Origin of the sequence: Pseudomonas neuropathica (assembly GCF_015461835.1) — a bacterium.
Classification (GTDB): domain Bacteria; phylum Pseudomonadota; class Gammaproteobacteria; order Pseudomonadales; family Pseudomonadaceae; genus Aquipseudomonas; species Aquipseudomonas neuropathica.
In genome coordinates this window covers 360,155-380,398 of the sequence record NZ_JACOPX010000003.1, presented here as the reverse complement: position 1 = coordinate 380,398, position 20,244 = coordinate 360,155, and the positions used below count along the sequence as shown (strand labels likewise).

Sequence of the window (20,244 nt, the reverse complement as noted above, 5' to 3'; positions counted from 1 at the left end):
GGACTACCCCGGCGTCTGACAAATTGCTATCGCGAGCAGGCTCACTCCTACAGTTGATCGCGTTTCTTCAGGTGGAATGCGATCCCTGTAGGAGTGAGCCTGCTCGCGAAGAGGCCAGCCCAGCCACCACAAAACCTGAAGACACAAAAAAGCCCCACCCGGCATACACCGGACGGGGCTTCCTTTTCAGACCCCCTACTTAAGCAACATTCATGGTCTTGTGCGTATCAATCAAATGCTGCACTACACCCGGATCCGCCAGCGTCGAGATATCCCCCAACCCGTCATATTCCGCCGTGGCAATCTTGCGCAGAATGCGGCGCATGATCTTGCCCGAACGCGTCTTCGGCAACCCCGGTGCCCACTGGATCACGTCCGGCGAAGCAATCGGCCCGATCTCCTTACGCACCCAGTTTTTCAGTTCCAGACGCAGTTGCTCAGTCGGCTCTTCGCCATTTTTCAAGGTGACATAGACATAAATGCCCTGCCCCTTGATGTCATGCGGCACACCCACAACAGCCGCCTCGGCAACTTTCGGATGCGCAACCATCGCGCTCTCGATCTCGGCGGTGCCCATGCGGTGACCCGATACGTTAAGCACGTCATCCACGCGACCAGTGATCCAGTAGTAACCATCGGCGTCACGGCGCGCGCCGTCACCGGTGAAGTACATGCCACGGAAGGTCTTGAAGTAGGTATCGACGAAACGATCGTGATCGCCATACAGCGTGCGTGCCTGACCTGGCCACGAATCGAGAATCACCAGATTGCCTTCAGCCTCGCCCTCGATGATGTTACCGAGGTTGTCGACCAGCGCCGGCACCACACCAAAGAACGGACGCGCCGCCGAACCCGGCTTCAGCGCGTGCGCACCCGGCAACGGGCTCATCATGTTGCCGCCGGTCTCGGTCTGCCACCAGGTATCAACGATCGGGCAACGCGACTTGCCGACATTCTTGTAGTACCAGTCCCAGGCTTCCGGGTTGATCGGCTCACCGACCGACCCAAGCAGACGCAGGCTGCTGCCATCCGCACCTTCAACGGCGGCCTGACCCGAGGCCATCATCGCGCGAATCGCGGTCGGTGCGGTGTAGAGGATATTGACCTTGTGCTTGTCGACGATCTTCGCCACCCGGGTGATGTCCGGGTAGTTCGGCACACCTTCGAACAGCAGCGTGGTCGCGCCATTGGCCAGCGGGCCGTAGACGATGTAGCTGTGGCCGGTGACCCAGCCGACGTCGGCGGTGCACCAGTAGACTTCGCCTGGGCGGTAGTCGAACACGCGCTCGTGGGTCATCGCCGCGTACAGCAGATAACCGCCGGTGGTGTGTTGCACGCCCTTTGGCTTGCCGGTCGAGCCGGAGGTATAAAGGATGAACAGCGCTTCTTCTGCGCCCATCTCTTTCGGCGCGCAAACGGTGCCCGCCACTTTCATCAAGTCTTCGTACCAGATGTCGCGATGCTGGTTCCACTTGATGTCGCCACCGGTGCGCTTGCACACGATGACTTTCTGGATGCTGCTGGTTTCCGGATTGGTCAGCGCGTCGTCGACGTTGGCCTTGAGGGAAATCTTCTTGCCGGCACGAATGCCTTCATCAGCGGTGATCACCACTTTCGATTTGCAGTCGATGATGCGACCGGCCAGGGCTTCCGGCGAGAATCCACCGAACACCACCGAGTGAATCGCGCCGATCCGGGTACAGGCCAGCATGGCGACCACGGCTTCGGGAATCATCGGCATATAAATGGTCACCACGTCGCCACGGTGCACGTCCTGACCACGCAGGGCGTTGGCCAGTTTGCACACTTGTTCGTGCAGATCGCGGTAGGTGATGTTGCGACTCTCGGAAGGATCGTCGCCTTCCCAGATGATCGCGACTTGATCGCCGCGCTCGGCCAGATGACGGTCGAGGCAGTTGTAGGAAACGTTCAGGGTGCCGTCGGCAAACCACTTGATGTCGACATGGTGATCGTCGAACGACGTCTGTTTCACCGTGGTGAAAGGCTTGATCCAGTCGAGACGCTTGGCTTGCTCGCGCCAGAAGCCGTCAGGGTTGACGACCGACTGCTGGTACATGGCTTTGTAGGTCGCCTCGTCAGTCAGCGTGTTAGCCAGAACCTCGGGACGAACGGGATACAGAGAAGCCGCACTCATCTTTCCTACCTCGGTGTAATAGTTGTTTTTGTATGACCCTGTTGTAACGGGGCGGGGGCCATAGAACCATTCGACGATGGTAGTAACAAGCCCTCCCCCACCAGCCGCGCCCTGTGTAGGAGCTGCCGAAGGCTGCGATCTTTTGATCTGGATGTTTAGAGGCAAGATCAAAAGATCGCAGCCTTCGGCAGCTCCTACAGGTGATTTAGGTGTTCTTTGGGGGATTGTTACCAAATCTGCCAAAGGTGTTTATCAAAACCCGCTCTGTTTACCCCCGCCCCATCTCCCTAAAATTCACCTCGCCGACAAGGCAAACGCGATTAACAACGTTACAGCCCCCACGAAGGCCGTTAATCCAGCTCTCAAGTAATAACTGCAAACGATGAAGTTCCACACGCAACCCTAAAAAGGTTGCGTGACCCCACTCGACCTCAAAAAGGTAAATCTGAAATGAAAGCTTTATTGGTTCTGGCCCTCAGCAGTCTGTGCGCAACCGCCATGGCAGATGAGGTTCCGACTGATGTCGCGCAGCAACAACCGGTTGTTGAGGAATACACTTACTCGACTCACCTGGACATCGCCAAAGTTGTGTCGATGAGCGAAGTTCCGAATGTCTGTGAAGTGGTTCCGGCCAAAATGGAATACGACGACTCCAAAGGTCAGCGTCACATCCTGCGTTACAGCATCATGGGCAACGGCTGCACCAATTGATGATTCGAGACTGCACCGAATTGGATCTCTCAGCGCTTCATTGAGGGTCGATTCCAGCCCGACTTCGGTCGGGCTCAGTTGTGTTTGAAGCCGGCAAAAATGCTTGCAAAACACTAGATGTAGTAAAAAACCGGTTTTTTTGTTCGTTTTTTGAGCAAATTCACAATGGCGAGATTTTTACGAAAAAAAATCTATCCCCGGCAAAGCCCTGTAAACCCTCACTCTCATCGAAAAACCACCCTCCTCGACCGCTCCATGCGCGGATTCGCCTCAGCACAGCCGTGTTTTTTTCCCTATAATGCCGCCCCATACGGGTCAGCAATATTCCCTTACAGGGAGCAAAAGCCATTCTGAAGCCCCGCAGCAGCGTTCAACGCTGATTGCGCCCATCAGAGGCTCTCGGAACCCGTCAAAATTTCTGTTTATTTGCCTGCGTGCATCGCTGCAAAAAACGACATCCAACGCGGTCTGTACGACCGTGTGAAAAACCAACCAATCAGGTTTCACACGGGCACAGGCCCTCACGCAGGAGACGACACGTCATGCTGAGCTGGGACGAATTCGACAAAGAAGACAGTGAAGTAGCAGCAGTGAAAGGCGCCAACGCCGGCCACGCTAGCGAAGCCAACATGGACCGCCTGGACAACGCCGGCGGCGCCGCCGCGCTGGAAGCCCGCGCCGTGACCGCCGACGACTCGGCCGCTGTCGCTCGCGCCAAGGCTGCACTGAACTCCCTCGACGTTGCCGAAGGCCTCGCCGAACTCGAAGGCGCCTCCGCCCGTGTCGCCGTTGACGAAAAGCGCATGATCAACTGCCGCGCCGACCTCAACCAACTCGTGCCATTCAAGTACGACTGGGCCTGGCAGAAGTACCTGGACGGTTGCGCAAACCACTGGATGCCGCAAGAAGTCAACATGACCGCCGACATCGCCCTCTGGAAAAACCCGGAAGGCCTGACCGACGACGAGCGCCGCATCGTCATGCGCAACCTCGGCTTCTTCTCCACCGCCGACTCCCTGGTTGCCAACAACCTGGTCCTGGCCGTGTACCGCCTGATCACCAACCCGGAATGCCGCCAGTACATCCTGCGCCAGGCTTTCGAAGAGGCGATCCACACCCACGCCTACCAGTACTGCATCGAATCGCTGGCCATGGATGAAGGCGAAATCTTCAACATGTACCACGAGATCCCATCGGTCGCCAAAAAGGCAGCCTGGGGCCTGAAATACACCCGTTCGATCTCCGATCCGAAGTTCGAAACCGGCACCCCGGACACCGACAAAGAGCTGCTGCGCAACCTGATCGCCTACTACTGCGTGCTGGAAGGCATCTTCTTCTACTGCGGCTTCACCCAAATCCTCTCCATGGGCCGCCGCAACAAAATGACCGGCGTCGCCGAGCAGTTCCAATACATCCTGCGCGACGAATCCATGCACCTGAACTTCGGCATCGACGTGATCAACCAGATCAAAATCGAAAACCCACACCTGTGGGATGCCGAAATGAAGGAAGAAGCGACCCAGATGATTCTGCAGGGTACGCAACTGGAGATCGAATACGCACGTGACACCATGCCTCGCGGCGTACTGGGTATGAACGCGGCGATGATGGAGGACTACCTGAAGTTCATCGCTAACCGTCGTTTGTCGCAGATTGGTTTGAAGGAAGAGTACCCAGGGACGACTAACCCGTTCCCTTGGATGAGCGAGATTATGGACTTGAAGAAAGAGAAGAATTTCTTTGAGACTCGCGTAATTGAGTACCAAACTGGTGGTGCTCTGAGCTGGGACTAATGGTCTCGCTCGGCATGATTTGACGATTGCTGTTTGAGTCGGCGAGTCGAGAAGCAAAAAGCCCCGATCTGATCGGGGCTTTTTTATGGGCGATGGGTAAACCTTTTTACGCCTACGCCACAGCGCTCAATCTCCTACAGCACTTACAGTCGCTTCCCATTGAAGCCTGCTACGAGCACTACTAAGCTCTATCGCAGGTGCCTAAGAAACGCCCAACGTAGAAAGTTTGGCCAGTGACACAGACGTGTAATTCGTCGGTGGTAACTGCTCTGCTCGTTGGGATTTCTTAAGTCCGCTCTACGTTGGGGTCAGGCCCTCCCAAAATCCAAAACGTAGAGGTCATAAATATGTCTGATCCATGCTCGGTAATAGTCTTCTCTCGCCACAACCTTTCTCTACATGCCCTTCTAATAGAAAACCAGCCTTGGTTCTCCGCTCGCGACTTCGGCCGCTTGATGGGTTTCCATCTGAATGATCGGGTAGTCAACAAGCTGGATAGCGATCAGCGCCGCATCATGTGGATTGAGTACTTTCGAGAACCTGAACAGCATCTGATGCTCAGTGAGTCTGGGGTGTATGCGCTGTTGGTCTATCACTACGTTCCGGGGAATCGGTTGTTGCGTGAGTGGCTGACCAATGAGGTAGTGCCGACCTTGCGCGATGCTGCGGATTCGGGAGATTCAAATCGGCCAATGTTGAGCTTGTTGGATTGGCCAGAGATGTCTTTGAGTTTGCTGCATTGGCAGGATGAGGGGTGGATTCGGCTGCGGGATATGCCTCACCTGTTAAATGATCAGCCGCAGCGGAGAGCAACTACGACTCGACCTTGGTGGCGCCGAGTTGCTCAGGCGTTCCATTCTTCGAAGCGCTCAATGGGCTAGGTGACGTGTTTATAGGAGCGCTTTCGAGCCCCACGACTCTTCATAAGGAGTTCATGACAGCCATTCAATATCGGCCGAGGGTTTGCACCCTCGGCAATCGTATGGGTGCGAAAAAGAACAACCGTGATTGGAATATTTAACCTTCAATTGCTTCCAACCGAAGCTTCAATCTCTGATTCACCAATGCGCCATGCACCCCAGAGTGAATTTCCCGGTGACAACTTGGACATACAGCTGCCACATACCGTGGGTGGTCTAAACCGCCATCGGAGAGCCTATTCACATGATGTGGTTCTAAATAGGGTGTGCCATCCTTCTTCAAGAACGGAGCTGGCATTTCACAGCTTTCACATATTCCCTGAGCACGCATCAATACGTAGTACGAGACCTTCTGGCTACGCTGATAAATCTTACGCGGGGCGGATTGCCCGACTCCATCACTGGCAAGCTTACAAGCAGCGAGCGCCACCAGCCGCGCAGCAGCCAGAGACTCGGGAAGGTCAGCCTTATCCTCGTACTCGTCACCAACTTCAATCGTTCCGCCAGAAATACCAACTGGGACTAGTCGAAACACAATAGCCGCACGATCCTGGCCACTTACATCCGGCTGAGTCCGTGTGAACATATCAGCACAAGAAAACTCACCCACATAAGCGCAGCCTTTACTTTTGCCGAGTGACTTAAACAAATGCAGTGCTCGGCCATCCACAGCATGCTCAGCAATAGCGCGGTTGCCACGAGTCAAAGTCATCGCCCCTCGTCGACCTTCACCGGTATAAAAATAGACGCCATCTTCACAACGGTCGGCATAACCATATTGCTCACCGCTATCGCCAGTGAACAAAAAAATCACAGGATAGATAGCTGACGCTGCTATGCCGCTTTGTCGACTACCACCGAACGGCCCATTGATTTCAGTTTTTCGGTCATAAACAACCCCTGGCGTGAACTGCAACACAAGCTCACCTTCTTCACGAGGTAACTCCACAATAGTGAAGCCTCGCTTCTTAAGGTAACTGTTGGTCGGATGCCCACCCGAAAAATCGCCTACCGCAATGCCAGTCGCCAAAGAGACAATTTTCTTCGCTGGATACAGGACCCCGCCCGCGTTAATGGCATAACGATGCGATTGGTTTTTTTCCCAGCTTTGCCACTCAGGCCTACTCCGAAATTTGTGATCAAACTCCAGCATCGCGCTGCCTATTCGTTCCTTCGAGACCGCTTTGATCACCACGAGTGCCGCCCTTTGTAGTCTATGGCTGTAGGAAAATTCCTATAGTCGCCAAACTCCAAAAGGGTTTCAATACATGACAGAGCAAAGAGCCACTATTTCTAGGCGTTGCCTTTAATATCGGCGTGCTCCCCCTAACTCGTTTACTCGTCTTAACGCGCCATCTTCTCCTCAAGGACCCGAGCCCCACCATGAAATTCGATCTCGCCTACTGCCTCAGCCTCGACGACAAGTTGTCGATCTATGATGTTCGCGATCTCAATTTCGATGAGACGGTGGCGTTCGACTCTGCGAAGGAACACTTCCAGTGCCCCAACGATGCCTGTCGTTCGGCGTTCGAGGCTTCCAATGAGTTGGGTACGTTCAACGCCAAGAACGTGAATTACGTGCGCACGCCGCACTTCAAGAATCTGCCCACTACGCAGCATGTGGCGGGTTGTCCGTATGTGAGTTTGAAGGCTTCAGCGTCTGGCGTTGAAACGGCGGATGGCGAGGTGGATGACGGGCGTGAGGAACACTTTCCATCGGAGTTGTTACTGACCCGGCGTGAGTATGTGCGCAAGCCTGTCGCGCCAGCGGGGGCGGCGGATGTGTTGCGGGATGATCCGGTGCGGGTGACGGCGGAGAGTGGTAAAGAGTCGGCGGGTCGTGAGTCGGCGCCGGACAAGACCAGTGTGTTTGCGCATCCGGTGGAGTGTTTTGTTTCGAACTTCGCGGACAAGGAGTTGCTTAAGCGGATGCCGTTGAAGGTCGGCGAGCATTCGGCGCCGTACAGTTCGTTCTTCAAGAAGATCGAGTATCTGACGGACAACAAGGGGCTGATTTACTGGGGTCGGATCAAGAAGATTGAGGACTTCCACAGTGCCAGTTTTCGCATCGATTTCGAGGACAAGGTCTGGTTCAAGAAGCCCGAGGACAGTAAGAAGAAGCCATACCCGGTCAGCGTTTATCTGAACAAGAAGCTGATCGACAACTACCGCAAGCGCAAGGCGTTTCTGGAAGAGATCAAGCATGCGGCGGATAGCGACAAGGCGTTGTTCTGTTTCTTCTATGGGGTGACGCCGGAGTTGAAGCAGGTGCCCGGCAAGAAGAACCCCGAAAAGCCTTTCGAGGTCTTCAATGCCAATATCGAGAACCTGGATCACTTCATTATTCGTGAAGCGCCGGGGCTGGAGTGACGGTTAACCCTGGGGCAGTTGCAGGTTGACGGCGCCGGGGTGTTGTTTGACGAGGGAGTACGGCAGAATCGACCACTCTGGTTCATCGCAACCACGTTGTACGCGCGGAAAGTACGGTCCCAAGTAAATGCCCTTGGCAGTGAAGTGCCAATTCAAAACGCTCCAGACATTTTCATCGGTGTAATCGCAGCTGTCCTCATCACCGTCGGCCGGTTTTTTCATTTCGTTGGGATACAGCGTTGTGAATTGTTTGATCAGCCACGGCGTCAACACATCGCTCTGATTGCTGGCGCTTGCTCCAGTCGAAGTATTCTCGCGCTCTCCAACCCACAACACGTCTTGCAGCTTTATGTCTTGGCCAGTGTGAACATTGAGGTTGACGGGGGAATTAGTGACATCGGGGTGCGCGCCACCACAGTCATACCCGGTATTGATGTTCAGGCTGACCACGTCCGGCGACAGGAACGTGGGCGCGACACTCTGATACTGCTCGGCATTTTCGCCACCTTGCAACATGCAGGCGTGGTAGCTAATGACCTCTCGCCAGAGTCGCTCAAGCAATAGCTGATTGATGCGTAGTTGATCTTGCGCCGGGTAGCCGGATGCCACGCTGAACAACGAAATTTTCGAATCCGGTTCGACCCACCACTGCAGGTTATAACCCATGAAGCTTTCTGTTTTCGCGGGCTTGAGCTTGAGTCCCTGTAAACGCAAATATTCGTAGGGTTCGCTCTTCGGCAGTGTGGCAATGAAAGGCAAAGTCGTTGATGTCGGCGCTGGAAGTTTGGCTTCGGCAAGTTTCACCGGCAGCTTCTTGCCCTTCGGACTTTGCCACTCGCCCTGCCAGCCATCAGCAGTGGGTTTCAGTTTCAGCGTCGGCAGCGGCTTGTCATCACTGTAGCGATTGTTGCCCTCGGTCAGAGTAAGTGTGCTGTTCTGCAACCCACCGTTGAGAGGTAAATCGCGATGATACTTCTCGTAGAAGTAACGGCCAGTCACTTCATCCGGCTGCGTGGTGTCGAGCTCAACGACAATCGGCGTTTTGCCCAACGTACCGGTAAATACGCGCCGGCCATCTTCGGCATGGGCAGTGGAAATCAGTGTGAACAGCGACGCAGCATATAGCGCCAGGCGCATCAGTCCCTTGAGCATTGATCGATCCTTGAAAGAGGCGGAGGCCGCGCCTGGGGTTTGCACGCCGGCGAGGAGAAAGTCGGGGCGGATTATGGCGATGCCAAGCCAGAGAATCGAGTGCAACCGTACATTTCGGCTGCACATGGGCGCTTAATGAAAAGCCCTGATTTCTCGCCACGCCTCCAGACGTCGCTTCAAAGCACTTTCGATACCCGCCTCATCAACAACGCAATACTCACGCAACCAGTGAGCGACCATTTCAACATTCGGCCAGTAGGTATCTTTCTGGCCTTTGCTGCTTCTGGGCGTGTCATTCATCGCGGCATCGAAACCAATCTCTTCACGCTCACTCTGTGGCAAACAACCCCACTCGGCTGCATTGCCCTCGAAATACCAGGCAATTTCATCAATATGTTTTTGTGCACTGCGATGGCTGCGCCGATAAAACTTATAGTCGCTACAGACTTGCTCCATACGCTCCGGCATGATGCCCCCATCGACCCAATCCATAAGGCCGTGATTGATCGCATCGCGGATCAATCCTTCACGCCAACGATCAGCAAACCAGGCAACGAAACCTTCTGTGTCAGCCTTTTTCGCGTCGGCGAAGACCATGCAGTAACGGGTTTTCACATGGATAACCAACAAAACATGCTTGCGTTGCACTGTGATCGCATGGACTAGCCACTGCTCTACGGAACTGGAGGCTTCGTCATCTTCGATGGCCGGCGACGGCGGTTTGTTGTCCACCGGCGTAATCTTTTTGCCTTTGTGAACACGGCTGAAAAACTTGCTGGCGGCTTCGGTGCAATTGAAGATCAACATCCTGGTTCTCTGGTCATTGATGGAGGACAGTACTCGGTTGTCGATTTTGATTTCTTCTGCTGTGACATGGCAATGGTTCATTTAAGCGAGATACACAGCAGCACAATAATCAGCAACCCGATATAGACCCAGGCATGCACCCGATCTGGTATCCGTCCAATCCATGGCGCGGCCAATCGAATCCCGATGAGCGAGCCAACCGTCAGCACCGCAAACGCGAGCAGATCCACATACCCGACAAACCACGTGCCCAAGTCAGCCTGACTGAACCCGGCCAATGCCATGTACGTCAGCGTTCCGGCCAACGCCACCGGCACGCTCAGCGGATTGGCCATGGACGTCGCTTGCGACATGCTCAGTCCACAGCGGCGCAACAGCGGCACGGTCATGACGCTGCCTCCTACACCGAGAAACGTCGCGATGGCGCCGATGCCTACGCCACCTGCGGAAGTTTCCATAGCGCCAAGTCGGCGTGGGATGACGTCTGCGTTTTGCGTGAGGAATCCGCGTCGCAGCAGGCAATCGACGATGGTCACGCCGAGGTAGCCGATGAATGCGTAGCGAATCACGTCGCCGCTGACCCAAACCGCCGCTATTGCACCCACGATTGCGCCCAACCCGATGAACCCACCCAACGGCCACAGGTAATGACGAATGAGATTGCCGACGCGGCGGTGTTTGTCGGTGGCGATCAGGGCGTTGACGATCATCACGCAGGTCGAAGTGGCGACGGCGATGTGCATCGCCGACTGGCCGATCGGGTCGTCGGCGCCGTGGCTGGCGGTGAGCATGCGATACAGCAGCGGCACCACGACGAAGCCGCCGCCGAAGCCGAACAGGACGGCGGTGATGCCGGTGAGGCAACCGAAGAAAGTCAGCAGTAGATAGAACATGTCGAGGCGTCCGTGTAGGGAGAACGGCCGACGATAGAGCGGCATCGCTTGGCCTGCTTCAGCAAGTCAGCCAATAATGTTTGCGTTTACGCCAACCACTGGGAAACGCCTGATGCGCAATGTTTCGATCAATCTGCTGGATGACACGCCGCGCGCGGTGGTGGCGATCGGTACGGATTATTCCCACGGTCACTTGCTGCCTTTTCACACGCATCGGCGGGCGCAGTTGTTGTACGGCGCGACCGGTGTGATGCAGGTCAGCACCCATGACGGCAACTGGGTGGTGCCGCCGCAGCGGGCGGTGTGGATTCCGCCGGGGGTGGCGCATGAGGTGGTAATGCTTGGGGTCAGCACTCGCAGCTTGTACATCGAACCGGGTGCAGTGGATTTGGGGGAACGTTGCCAGGTGATCAGTGTGTCGCCGTTGATGCGACATTTGCTGATGGAGGCGGTGGAGGTGCCGCAGGTCTATGACCCTAACGGGCGCGATGGCGTATTGATCGATCTGTTGCTGCATGAATTGACGCGCAGTGCGCCGCTGCCGTTGCACATTCCGCTGCCGCCTGACGGAAAACTCCTGTCTCTGTGTCAGAACTTTCTGCATCAGCCGTACGCCCACCAATCACCACAGGTATGGGCTGACCAGTTACACATAAGCTTGCGCACCTTCAACAGACTGTTTCGCCAACAAACCGGGCTGAGCTTCAGGCAATGGCGGCAGCAGGCTTGCGTGGTCCTGGCGCTGGCACGTTTGGCCTCGGGTGAAGCGGTGACGCGCATCGCGCTGGATTTCGGTTATGAGAGCCCGGCGGCGTTCTCGACGATGTTCCGGCGGATCCTTGGTCAGGCACCGTCCGTCTGGTTGGAGGCGGCAAATTAGGGCAAATCAAAAAATGCGTTTGATCCCGGCCGAAAACAACTGTACAAAAACACAGTACACTTTCAATCAGCACTCTTGAGCCCGGAGCACACCATGGCCTCTCTTGCGATGAACCACATCCTCGAACGCATTGCCCTTTTCCAGTTCACCCCGACGCACTGCGTCCAGGCCCGAGCGATGCTGGGCTGGAGCGTGGAACAGCTATCGCGGGAAGCTGAGGTTTCTGTGGAAGACATCCAACGCTTTGAAGCACAGCAGGATGTCGCGGATGCGGCTCGGCTGGCGTTGGCTTACCGGTTTGAGGCGCAGGGGTTGGTGTTCTTTCCCGGATTTGCGCCGGGGCGTAGTGCGAGTTCTCAGGGCGTTTCGTCGGAAGCGGTGGGGCGTGGGGATTTTGCGATGGCTGAGTAAGGATAAAAACATGAGCGAAATCGAAGAAAGCACAGGCAATGTTTATAAAGATTTAGGGCTTGAGCATGCAGGCGAGATGCTGATCAAGTCCGAGTACGCGACAAAATTGATCTCGCTCATCGAGTCCACCGACATAAGCGAATCTGAAGCCGCACAAAGACTGGGAATATCTCTGGAGAATCTCCAGCAAATCCTTCGTAGAAAATTCCGGGAGGTACCCGTTACTACGATGGCCAATTACAACATCAAGATTTCAGGGCTTGGTTCTGGAGCAACCGGTTCGCCCCCTTAGACGCGAACCGTTTCCAACTCATCAGGCGCTCTGCACCACCCCCTCACTCTCCCCTTCAACCGCCAACCACCACGCCTCCCCGCGTTGCGGTTGAGCAATGTTAAACGCCTCGCCCATCTGCGGCGTGGTAATGGAAACACTGCGCTCCCACGCCAGTGCCAGGATCCGGTCAAACGGTTCGTGCCAGGCGTGCATCGCGAGGTCGAAGGTGCCGTTGTGGATCGGGAAGAGCCAGCGGCCCTTGAGGTCAATGTGCGCTTGCAAGGTTTCTTCGGGCTGCATGTGCACATGCGGCCATTCGACGTTGTAGGCGCCGGTTTCCATCAGGGTCAGGTCGAACGGGCCGTATTGTTCGCCGATGCGTTTGAAGCCGTCGAAGTAGCCGCTGTCGCCGCTGAAGAAGATCCGCGTGGCGCCGTCGATCATCACCCAGGACGCCCACAGGGAGCTGTTGCCATCGAACAGGCCACGGCCGGAAAAATGCTGCGACGGTGTAGCAACGAAGCGGATGCCGGCAATCTCGGCGCCCTGCCACCAATCGTACTGGCGGACCTTGCTGGCATCGATACCCCATTTGATCAGCGTGTCGCCGACGCCCAGTGGCGTGAGGAACAGGTTGGTCTTGGCGGCCAGTCTGAGCACGGCCTGATAATCGAGGTGGTCGTAGTGGTTGTGCGACAGAATCACCGCTTCGATCGGCGGCAACTGATCGATGCTGATTGGTGGCTGGTGGAAGCGTTTCGGCCCGGCCCATTGCACCGGCGAGGCGCGCTCGGCGAAGACTGGGTCGGTGATAAAGAATTTGTCGCGCAGCTTCAGCAGCAGGGTCGAATGGCCGAGGCGATAGACGCTGTGGTTGGGCGCCGCCAACAGCTCTTCCCGGGTCAACGCTTGCACCGGGATTGGCGCTGCGGGCCGGGTATTGCGCGGTTTGTGGAAAATCATGTTCCACATGATCCGCAGCATTTTGCGCAGGCCTTCGCGTTGCACGGGTGCGTGATTGCGAAACAGCCCCTGATGCTGCCGCGAGGCTTCAGGCGTGGATGTGTTATCCGGGATCGAAACTGGATTGGCCATGACTGAATGACTCCAGAAAAACCGCGCAATTCGCGGTTTCTCCACGGTTGGGACGATAAATGGCCAAAGCTGCACGCATAGGCCGAACTGTCTGTTTTTTAGATTGCGAGGATTAACGCAACATTACACTGGGCGGTGTAGTTTCTAGGTTGCATCAAAGCGGATGACAAGTAAACTGCCAAGTGTAATTTCACCCTTTCACTGCCGAAGCGTACTTATGACAGCTCCACAACGCCTCACCGACCGTAAACGCGAAGCCATTATTCAAGCGGCGATTACCGAATTCCGTGCCAACGGTTTCGAGATCACCAGCATGGACAAGATTGCCGCCACGGCCGGTGTGTCGAAACGTACGGTGTATAACCACTTCCCCAGCAAAGAAGAGCTGTTCGCCGAAATTCTCAACCAGTTGTGGGCACGAATCAGCGCTGAGCAATCGGTGACCTACAACCGCGATCAGCCGTTGCGTGAGCAGTTACTGAAGATGCTGCAGGCCAAGGTGCAGTTGATGGCCGACGAGAATTTCCTGACCCTGGCACGCGTGGCGATTGCCGCCACGATCCATTCGCCGGAGCGTGCGCAGAACATGGTCGAGCGTATGGGTGAACGTGAGGAAGGTCTGACTGTTTGGATTCGCGCCGCACAGGCCGATGGCCGACTGAAGCCGGTCGATCCGGAGTTCGCCGCGCACCAGGTGCAAGGCTTGCTCAAGACCTTTGCCTTCTGGCCACAGATGTCGATGGGCCGCGCCGCTCTTGATATCGATATGCAAAACACCGTCGCCGAATCGGCGCTGGAAATGTTTCTGGCCCACTATCAGCTCTAAATCGCCCCTCTCCTGCGCGAACCATCGACTAAATGGCTCGGAAGGACACTGATTATTCCCGTTGGAATAAATGACAATGTCCGACAATCGACCGACGAACGGTTAGCCTGAGAAAATACTGCAAAGTATTTCAGGATGAATTTCGCGCAGGGCATCATGGAAAACCAACGCGGCAAAGGCTTGTCATTCGCCAGACGTATTTATCTGCCCAGAGCCATTGGTCTGGGCGTGGGATTCTTCAGCGTCGCTGCGGCGCTGTATCCGCTGAACATGCCCGACTGGCTGTGGGCGCTGTTGTTGTTTAACGGTTTCGCCTGGCCGCACTTGGCTTACCAGATCTCCACGCGCTCGGCGTTCCCGTATCAGGCTGAACGCCGCAATTTGTTATACGACTCGATGTTCGGCGGTTTTTGGGCGGCGTGCTTTCAGTTCAACCCGCTGACCACCGTGACCATCCTGTCGATGATGACCATGAACAACGTTGCCGCCGGCGGCCAACGTCTGTTCGTGTTCGGCGTCCTCGCGCAACTCGCCGGTGTACTGCTGGGCTGGGCGATTTTCGGTGTCCAATTCAGCCTGACGATGACCCAAACGCAAGTCTGGGCCTGCCTGCCGATGCTTACTCTTTATCCGCTGGCGCTGGGCATGGTCTGTTATCACCTGGCGATCAAACTCTCCCAACACAAACGCGCACTGAGTGCCCTGAGCCGCACCGACAGTCTCACCGGCCTGCTCAACCACGGGGCCTGGAAAGACCTGCTGCACCTGAAATTTCAGCAATGCCGCCAACACAACAGCCAAGCCACGCTGGCGTTGATCGACATCGACCGTTTCAAGGAGATCAACGACAGCTTCGGGCACATCGTCGGCGATGAAGTGCTTCAGCAATTGAGTCAGGAGCTCAAACGGCTGCTGGACCAGTACGAATTGGCCGGACGCTATGGCGGTGACGAGTTCTGCGTGATACTGCCGACACTGCCGCTGCACAAGGCCGAAGCCTTGATGGAGCAACTGCGTGAGTCTCTGCAGCAGTATCGTCATCCGCAGGTGCCAGAGTTGCGAGTGAGTCTGAGTATCGGTTTGGCGCGCTATCAACCCTTGTACAAGGATGCACTGGACTGGCTGGACGATGCCGACAAAGCGCTCTACACCGCTAAACACACAGGTCGCAATACCATCAGCGTGGCCTTGAGCCGGGCCGCGACAGACAACGCCAGCGCCTAAAAAGTTATACAAAATTACAAATAATTACTTTCTTGTACAACTTTATGAAGTTTTGTATAAGTAGCCATCTGCCAGCTATGGAATGCTGGCATTGAGCAGTCATTGCCGAATGCCGTCCGCGCATTCGGTCTGCCGGCGCGGAAATAGGGACTGAATCCTCGATCTCCCCACTTCCAGAGTACTGCGAGCATGTTCTTCAAACGCCACAAAGCCGTCGTCGACGATCTTCAGCGCACCCTCACCGAACAAGCCGGCCTGCTCGATGCGATCAATCGCTCGATGGCGGTGATCGAGTTCGACCTGGATGGCGTGGTGCTGCGCGCCAATGACAACTTTCTCAAAACCATGGGTTACACCGCCGAACAAGCGATCGGCCAACCGCACCGGCGCTTTTGCACACCAGAGTTCGGCCGTAGTGCTCAATACACTGAGTTATGGTCACGCCTGAAAAACGGCCAGTTTCAGTCCGGTACGTTTGAACGGGTCGACGGCAAGGGCCAGCCGATCTGGCTGGAAGCCAGCTACAACCCGATCAAGGATGCTTCGGGGCGGGTGGTGAAAGTGGTCAAGTACGCCATGGACGTGACCGCCAAAGTGCAGCAGGAAAGTGAGGCCAACGCCAAGTTGCAGGCGATTGACCGGGCGATGGCAGTGATCGAGTTCAACCTCGACGGCAGCATTCTTACGGCCAATCAGAATTTTCTGACGCGCATGGGTTACACCCTCGCCGAGCTGAAAGGTAAACATCACCGTTTGTTCTGCACGCCGGCACTGGTCAACAGCAGCGCTTATGAGGATTTCTGGCGGCGTTTGAACCAGGGCGAGCTTTTCCAGGGGCAGTTCGAGCGCGTGGACAAACGCGGGCAAACCGTGTGGCTCGAAGCCAATTACAACCCGGTCTACGACGCTGCCGGGCGCTTGTGCAAAGTGGTGAAGTTCGCCTCCGATGTGACCGCGCGCGTGGAGCAACACGAACAGGATGCACGCAGTGCCAGCGCGGCCTATCACATCTCGGTAGCGACGCGAAAAGTCGCCGAGCAAGGTACGCAGGTGATCCAGCAAGCCGCCAGCGAAATGCGCGAAATCGCCGAAGACATTGCGCAATCTTCAACGCTGATTGCCCAACTGGGCGAACGCTCCGAGCAGATCACCGCCATCGTTAATACCATCCGCGCGATTGCCGACCAGACCAACCTGCTGGCGCTCAACGCCGCGATTGAAGCCGCGCGCGCCGGTGAGCAGGGTCGCGGATTTGCTGTGGTGGCCGATGAAGTGAGACAACTGGCGGCTCGAACCAGCGGCTCGACGGCGGAAATTTCCAGCATGATCGGGCTGATCCAGAACGAGACCCGTCAGGCCATCAAGAGCATGGAAGGCACCCGGGGTCGCGCGGCTGAAGGGGTCGAATTGGCGAATCAGGCGGGGACGGTGATTCTGCAGATTCGTGATGGTGCCAGTGAGGCGGTGGATGCGGTGAGCATGTTTGCCAATGAGCGGGTGCCGGGTTAAGCCTTGTGCAAGGCAGCCAGACCGCGTCGCGGCCTTCGCGAGCAAGCTCGCTCCCACAGGGACCCATTCGATCACAATGTTTGTGAACACCCCGAATACCTGTGGGAGCGAGCTTGCTCGCGAAGGGGCCGGTCGCCACAACGCAGGGCTATAGTGACTGCACGTCCCACGCCCTGCCGAGTTCACCATGACCACTGAGAAAACCGCAGCACCTGAAGCAGTCCCCGTCGATCACCTGCGCTTCCACCGCCCCCACGCCCACCTCAACACCACCTTCGGCAACGACAAGTTTGCGCTGCGCGCCGAGGCATTCGCGCGGTTCTTCGGCACGCCGCTGTTTCTCGGTGCGCAAACCGTGATCGTCGCGGTGTGGATCGGCCTCAACGTGTCGGGCGTGACGCAATTCGACGTTTACCCGTTCATCCTGCTCAACCTCGCCTTCAGCCTCCAGGCCGCCTATGCCGCACCGCTGATTCTGCTGGCACAAACCCGTCAGGCCGCCCGCGACAAGGCACAAGCCGATGCCGATGCGCTACACCGTGAAGCGCTGGCACAGGCCAATACCGAGCGTCAGGCCCAAGCGGCGAAGAACACCGCGCAACTGCTTGAGCTGCTGGAGCAGAACACCCGTCTCACCGAAATGACCAAAAACCTCACCGAACGCATCGCCAGCCTGACCAGCGAGCTGCACGATCATATGCGCCAGAACCCGCAGCGCTGATCACGGCAAACGCAGCGCACGCCCAAGTTCATCGAACAACGTCACCACCGAGCGCAACGCCCGGCAATCCGGGCGCGTCAGCAGCCATAACGCGGTGTCGTAACCGTGCAGCGGCTCGCTCAACGCCTGCACCCCCTCGGTGATGAGGAAGTCCGGTAATGCCGCCACACCGAGGCCTGCGCGAACCAGCTCCGTGACTGACAACATGCTGTTGCAGCGATAGCCCGGGGTGACACCGGGTAGATGCTGACGACGCCAGGCGACAGTCGGATGATCGGGCAAAAAGTCATCCGGGGCGATCCAGGTCAACGCCGTCAGATCCGAAGCATCGACATTTTGCAGATAGCGCGAACTGGCGCAGACCCGGTAGGAAATCTTCCCCAACTGCCGTCCGACCAGATGCTCGGGCGGTGTCCGCGTCAGGCGCAGAGCAATGTCGGCATCACGGCGACTGAGGTTGGCGAAGTCGTTGGAGGTGCTCAGTTCGATGGCCAACGCCGGATAATTGGGCATGAACTGCGCCAGCGCCGGCAGCAGCAAACCCTGCAACACCGAATCGGTGCAGGTCAGACGCACCGTGCCGCTGACCACTTCGCCGCCCTGGTCCACGCCGATACGTGCGGCTTCCAATGCCTGTTCGGCGCGTTCAGCTTGCTCGGCCAGCGTCTGCGCGAGGTTCGTCGGCAGGTAACCGGCACGGCTTTTTTCGAACAATTGCTGGCCGAGTGCGGCTTCGAGACGGCGCACGGCGCGGAATACCGTCGACACATCGACCTTCAACAGCTGCGAAGCCCGGGCCAGAGAGCCGCCACGCACCAAGGCGAGAATCAGGGCGAGGTCGGGGTAGTCGAGCTGATAGTGCGTGGCTGCATTGATCACTTGGGCAAACGCCAATGTTGAGTGCGTGAACGCCAATCTATAGTGAGTGCCATCAATCAACAAGCGCAGGGAACCCCCATGGAAAACAGCGCCATTCGTATCGCCCTGATTGGCGATTACGACCCGCAAGTCACCGCCCACCAAGCCATTCCCGTCGCCCTCGGCCTGGTCGCCGAACACCTCAATCGCAACGTGCAATTCGAATGGCTGGCCACCGAGCAGATCCACGCCGATACACCACTCGGCGATTTCGACGGTTTCTGGTGCGTGCCGGCCAGCCCCTACAAAAGCGAAGACGGCGCACTGCGAGCAATCCGTTTTGCCCGCGAACAGCAGCGCCCGTTCCTCGGCACCTGCGGCGGTTTTCAGCATGCGGTGCTGGAATTTTCCCGCAACGTGTTGGGCTGGGTGGATGCGGAACATGGTGAAACATCGCCCGACTCTGAACGCGCGGTACTTACGCCGTTGACCTGTTCGCTGGTCGAAGCGGTGGACACTATTCACTTGGTTCCCGACTCGTTGATCGCCAAGGCGTACGAAACGTCGCAGATTAGTGAAGGGTATCGCTGCCGCTTTGGTGTGAATCCGCTGTTCGAACAGGAACTGTTGAACGATCGGCTACAAGCTGTCGGTCATGATTCGTCAGGGGATTTACGCGCGATTGAACTCAACGATCACCGATTCTTTGTCGCGACGCTGTTTCAACCGGAACGTGCCGCGCTCAAAGGGCAGATGCCGCCGCTGGTGCGCGCGTTTGTTGAAGCTTGCATGGAGCCGCGTTGATGGCGTCCTGCTTTGCGGTGATTTTTACCTCGACCCGAACCGAGGGTGACAACGGCTATGCCGAGGCGGCTGAACGCATGGAATTATTAGTGCGTGAACAGCCGGGTTTTCTCGGGGTGGAGTCGGTTCGCGGCGCGGATGGCGTCGGGATTACGGTGTCGTATTGGCAGAGCGAAGCGGCGATTCTGGCGTGGCGACAGAACCCTGAGCATCGGCTGATTCAGGAGCGCGGGCGCTTGCAGTGGTATTCGGCGTTTCATACGCGGGTGTGCCGGGTTGAGCGTGAGTATTGGTTCAACCAGTAATTGCAGGGTCATGCTTTCGGCCGCCTTCGCGAGCAAGCTCGCTCCCACAGGGGATTTGTGATCAACGCAGATCCAATGTGGGAGCGAGCTTGCTCGCGAAGAGGCCCGCACTGTCACAGATAATCTCAGCCGCGCACCAGACTGCGCACCGCGACAATCTCCGGCACCTCAACCTTGCTCATATACACCCGCAACGGCTCGGTGATGTTGATCCGCTCATCGATGTTCTGATCCAGCAACAACTGAATCAACTCGCGTTTAAGGGTCATGGTCTGCGCCGTCGCCGGCGCCCAGACGAATTCATTCACAGGAATAATGCCGTCATCCGCCACGTCCATGCCGAACGAATCTTCGCTGAAACGCACGATGTATTGACCGGTCTTGCGGTTGAGGCCGACAAACCCCTTGAGATCGTCGGCAGCCTGGCAGATGAGTTGGGAGGTGATGCGCATGGTAAACCTCACGAAAGATGATCGATGGTTTACACGCAGGGCAACGGAGCGGCGCGCCCTCTGCCGGGACGTCTGCCGAGGGCA

At 56.8% G+C, this 20,244-nt stretch carries 21 protein-coding genes and 1 pseudogene; 14 read left to right on the top strand and 8 right to left on the bottom strand.

Going from position 1 to position 20,244, the window contains the following annotated elements:
* Positions 1-199: 199 nt before the first annotated feature.
* Positions 200-2,155, bottom strand: a complete 1,956-nt coding sequence (acs, locus tag H8F23_RS05610) for an acetate--CoA ligase (RefSeq protein WP_194933685.1) — start codon at positions 2,153-2,155, stop codon at positions 200-202.
* Positions 2,156-2,605: 450 nt separating this feature from the next.
* Between acs and H8F23_RS05605 the strand changes: the two genes are divergently transcribed.
* The 3 genes from H8F23_RS05605 to H8F23_RS05595 all read left to right on the top strand — a co-directional run bounded on the left by H8F23_RS05605 (position 2,606) and on the right by H8F23_RS05595 (position 5,540).
* Positions 2,606-2,866, top strand: a complete 261-nt coding sequence (locus H8F23_RS05605) for a DUF2790 domain-containing protein (protein ID WP_093430405.1) — start codon at positions 2,606-2,608, stop codon at positions 2,864-2,866.
* A 542-nt stretch (positions 2,867-3,408) separates the two neighbouring features.
* On the top strand, positions 3,409-4,659 hold the full coding sequence (locus tag H8F23_RS05600; RefSeq protein ID WP_095126160.1) for a ribonucleotide-diphosphate reductase subunit beta: 1,251 nt from the start codon (positions 3,409-3,411) through the stop codon (positions 4,657-4,659).
* A gap of 347 nt (positions 4,660-5,006) precedes the next feature.
* Positions 5,007-5,540: a BRO-N domain-containing protein gene (locus H8F23_RS05595; protein ID WP_194933684.1), complete on the top strand. Its 534-nt coding sequence runs from the start codon at positions 5,007-5,009 to the stop codon at positions 5,538-5,540.
* Positions 5,541-5,676: 136 nt separating this feature from the next.
* Here H8F23_RS05595 and H8F23_RS05590 read toward each other — a convergent pair whose 3' ends face one another.
* Positions 5,677-6,771, bottom strand: a complete 1,095-nt coding sequence (locus H8F23_RS05590) for an HNH endonuclease (protein ID WP_324187878.1) — start codon at positions 6,769-6,771, stop codon at positions 5,677-5,679.
* A gap of 191 nt (positions 6,772-6,962) precedes the next feature.
* On the opposite strand from H8F23_RS05590, the gene H8F23_RS05585 reads away from it, so the two are divergent.
* Positions 6,963-7,949, top strand: coding sequence for a hypothetical protein (locus H8F23_RS05585; RefSeq protein ID WP_194933682.1), 987 nt, complete (start codon positions 6,963-6,965; stop codon positions 7,947-7,949).
* Positions 7,950-7,952: 3 nt separating this feature from the next.
* Here the strand turns inward: H8F23_RS05585 and H8F23_RS05580 are convergent, their stop codons facing one another.
* The 3 genes from H8F23_RS05580 to H8F23_RS05570 all read right to left on the bottom strand — a co-directional run bounded on the left by H8F23_RS05580 (position 7,953) and on the right by H8F23_RS05570 (position 10,801).
* The gene (locus tag H8F23_RS05580) at positions 7,953-9,101 is read right to left on the bottom strand and encodes a hypothetical protein (RefSeq protein ID WP_194933681.1); all 1,149 of its coding nucleotides are present in this window, start codon (positions 9,099-9,101) and stop codon (positions 7,953-7,955) included.
* 132 nt (positions 9,102-9,233) lie between these two features.
* Positions 9,234-9,908 carry a DUF6933 domain-containing protein gene (locus tag H8F23_RS05575; RefSeq protein ID WP_194933680.1) on the bottom strand — a complete coding sequence of 225 codons (675 nt, stop codon included), beginning with the start codon at positions 9,906-9,908 and terminating at the stop codon, positions 9,234-9,236.
* Positions 9,909-9,985: 77 nt separating this feature from the next.
* Positions 9,986-10,801, bottom strand: a complete 816-nt coding sequence (locus tag H8F23_RS05570; protein WP_194933679.1) for a sulfite exporter TauE/SafE family protein — start codon at positions 10,799-10,801, stop codon at positions 9,986-9,988.
* 112 nt (positions 10,802-10,913) lie between these two features.
* Between H8F23_RS05570 and H8F23_RS05565 the strand changes: the two genes are divergently transcribed.
* The 3 genes from H8F23_RS05565 (at position 10,914) to H8F23_RS05555 (ending at position 12,384) form a co-directional block, all read left to right on the top strand.
* Complete coding sequence (locus H8F23_RS05565; RefSeq protein WP_194933678.1) at positions 10,914-11,681, top strand: AraC family transcriptional regulator; 768 nt, start codon at positions 10,914-10,916, stop codon at positions 11,679-11,681.
* A gap of 93 nt (positions 11,682-11,774) precedes the next feature.
* A complete protein-coding gene (locus tag H8F23_RS05560) occupies positions 11,775-12,092 on the top strand; it encodes a helix-turn-helix domain-containing protein (protein WP_194933677.1) in 318 nt (105 codons plus the stop codon).
* A 10-nt stretch (positions 12,093-12,102) separates the two neighbouring features.
* Complete coding sequence (locus H8F23_RS05555) at positions 12,103-12,384, top strand: XRE family transcriptional regulator (RefSeq protein WP_194933676.1); 282 nt, start codon at positions 12,103-12,105, stop codon at positions 12,382-12,384.
* Between the two features lie 21 nt (positions 12,385-12,405).
* Here the strand turns inward: H8F23_RS05555 and H8F23_RS05550 are convergent, their stop codons facing one another.
* Positions 12,406-13,461: an MBL fold metallo-hydrolase gene (locus H8F23_RS05550; protein WP_194933675.1), complete on the bottom strand. Its 1,056-nt coding sequence runs from the start codon at positions 13,459-13,461 to the stop codon at positions 12,406-12,408.
* 217 nt (positions 13,462-13,678) lie between these two features.
* Here H8F23_RS05550 and H8F23_RS05545 point away from each other — a divergent pair, with 217 nt between their 5' ends.
* The 5 genes and pseudogenes from H8F23_RS05545 to H8F23_RS05530 all read left to right on the top strand — a co-directional run bounded on the left by H8F23_RS05545 (position 13,679) and on the right by H8F23_RS05530 (position 17,741).
* Complete coding sequence (locus H8F23_RS05545; protein WP_194933674.1) at positions 13,679-14,287, top strand: TetR/AcrR family transcriptional regulator; 609 nt, start codon at positions 13,679-13,681, stop codon at positions 14,285-14,287.
* A 156-nt stretch (positions 14,288-14,443) separates the two neighbouring features.
* Entirely contained in the window at positions 14,444-15,511 is a 1,068-nt protein-coding gene (locus tag H8F23_RS05540) for a diguanylate cyclase (RefSeq protein ID WP_194933704.1), read from the top strand.
* A gap of 189 nt (positions 15,512-15,700) precedes the next feature.
* A pseudogene (locus H8F23_RS29240) lies at positions 15,701-16,474 on the top strand (PAS domain-containing protein); the annotation flags it as partial.
* A complete protein-coding gene (locus H8F23_RS29235) occupies positions 16,460-17,020 on the top strand; it encodes a methyl-accepting chemotaxis protein (RefSeq protein WP_407692551.1) in 561 nt (186 codons plus the stop codon). The pseudogene H8F23_RS29240 and the gene H8F23_RS29235, both read left to right, overlap by 15 nt.
* Before the next feature lie 187 nt (positions 17,021-17,207).
* A complete protein-coding gene (locus H8F23_RS05530) occupies positions 17,208-17,741 on the top strand; it encodes a DUF1003 domain-containing protein (protein ID WP_194933672.1) in 534 nt (177 codons plus the stop codon).
* Here H8F23_RS05530 and H8F23_RS05525 read toward each other — a convergent pair whose 3' ends face one another.
* Positions 17,742-18,683 (bottom strand): LysR family transcriptional regulator, encoded by a 942-nt coding sequence (locus H8F23_RS05525; RefSeq protein ID WP_194933671.1) that lies wholly within the window; start codon positions 18,681-18,683, stop codon positions 17,742-17,744.
* A 15-nt stretch (positions 18,684-18,698) separates the two neighbouring features.
* Here H8F23_RS05525 and H8F23_RS05520 point away from each other — a divergent pair, with 15 nt between their 5' ends.
* Complete coding sequence (locus H8F23_RS05520) at positions 18,699-19,403, top strand: CTP synthase C-terminal region-related (seleno)protein (RefSeq protein ID WP_194933670.1); 705 nt, start codon at positions 18,699-18,701, stop codon at positions 19,401-19,403.
* Positions 19,403-19,708, top strand: coding sequence for an antibiotic biosynthesis monooxygenase family protein (locus tag H8F23_RS05515; RefSeq protein WP_194933669.1), 306 nt, complete (start codon positions 19,403-19,405; stop codon positions 19,706-19,708). The genes H8F23_RS05520 and H8F23_RS05515 overlap by 1 nt, the downstream gene beginning before the upstream one ends.
* Positions 19,709-19,833: 125 nt before the next feature.
* On the opposite strand, the gene H8F23_RS05510 is transcribed toward H8F23_RS05515, so the two are convergent.
* Positions 19,834-20,160 carry a DUF2025 family protein gene (locus tag H8F23_RS05510; RefSeq protein ID WP_116029935.1) on the bottom strand — a complete coding sequence of 109 codons (327 nt, stop codon included), beginning with the start codon at positions 20,158-20,160 and terminating at the stop codon, positions 19,834-19,836.
* Positions 20,161-20,244 lie beyond the last annotated feature (84 nt).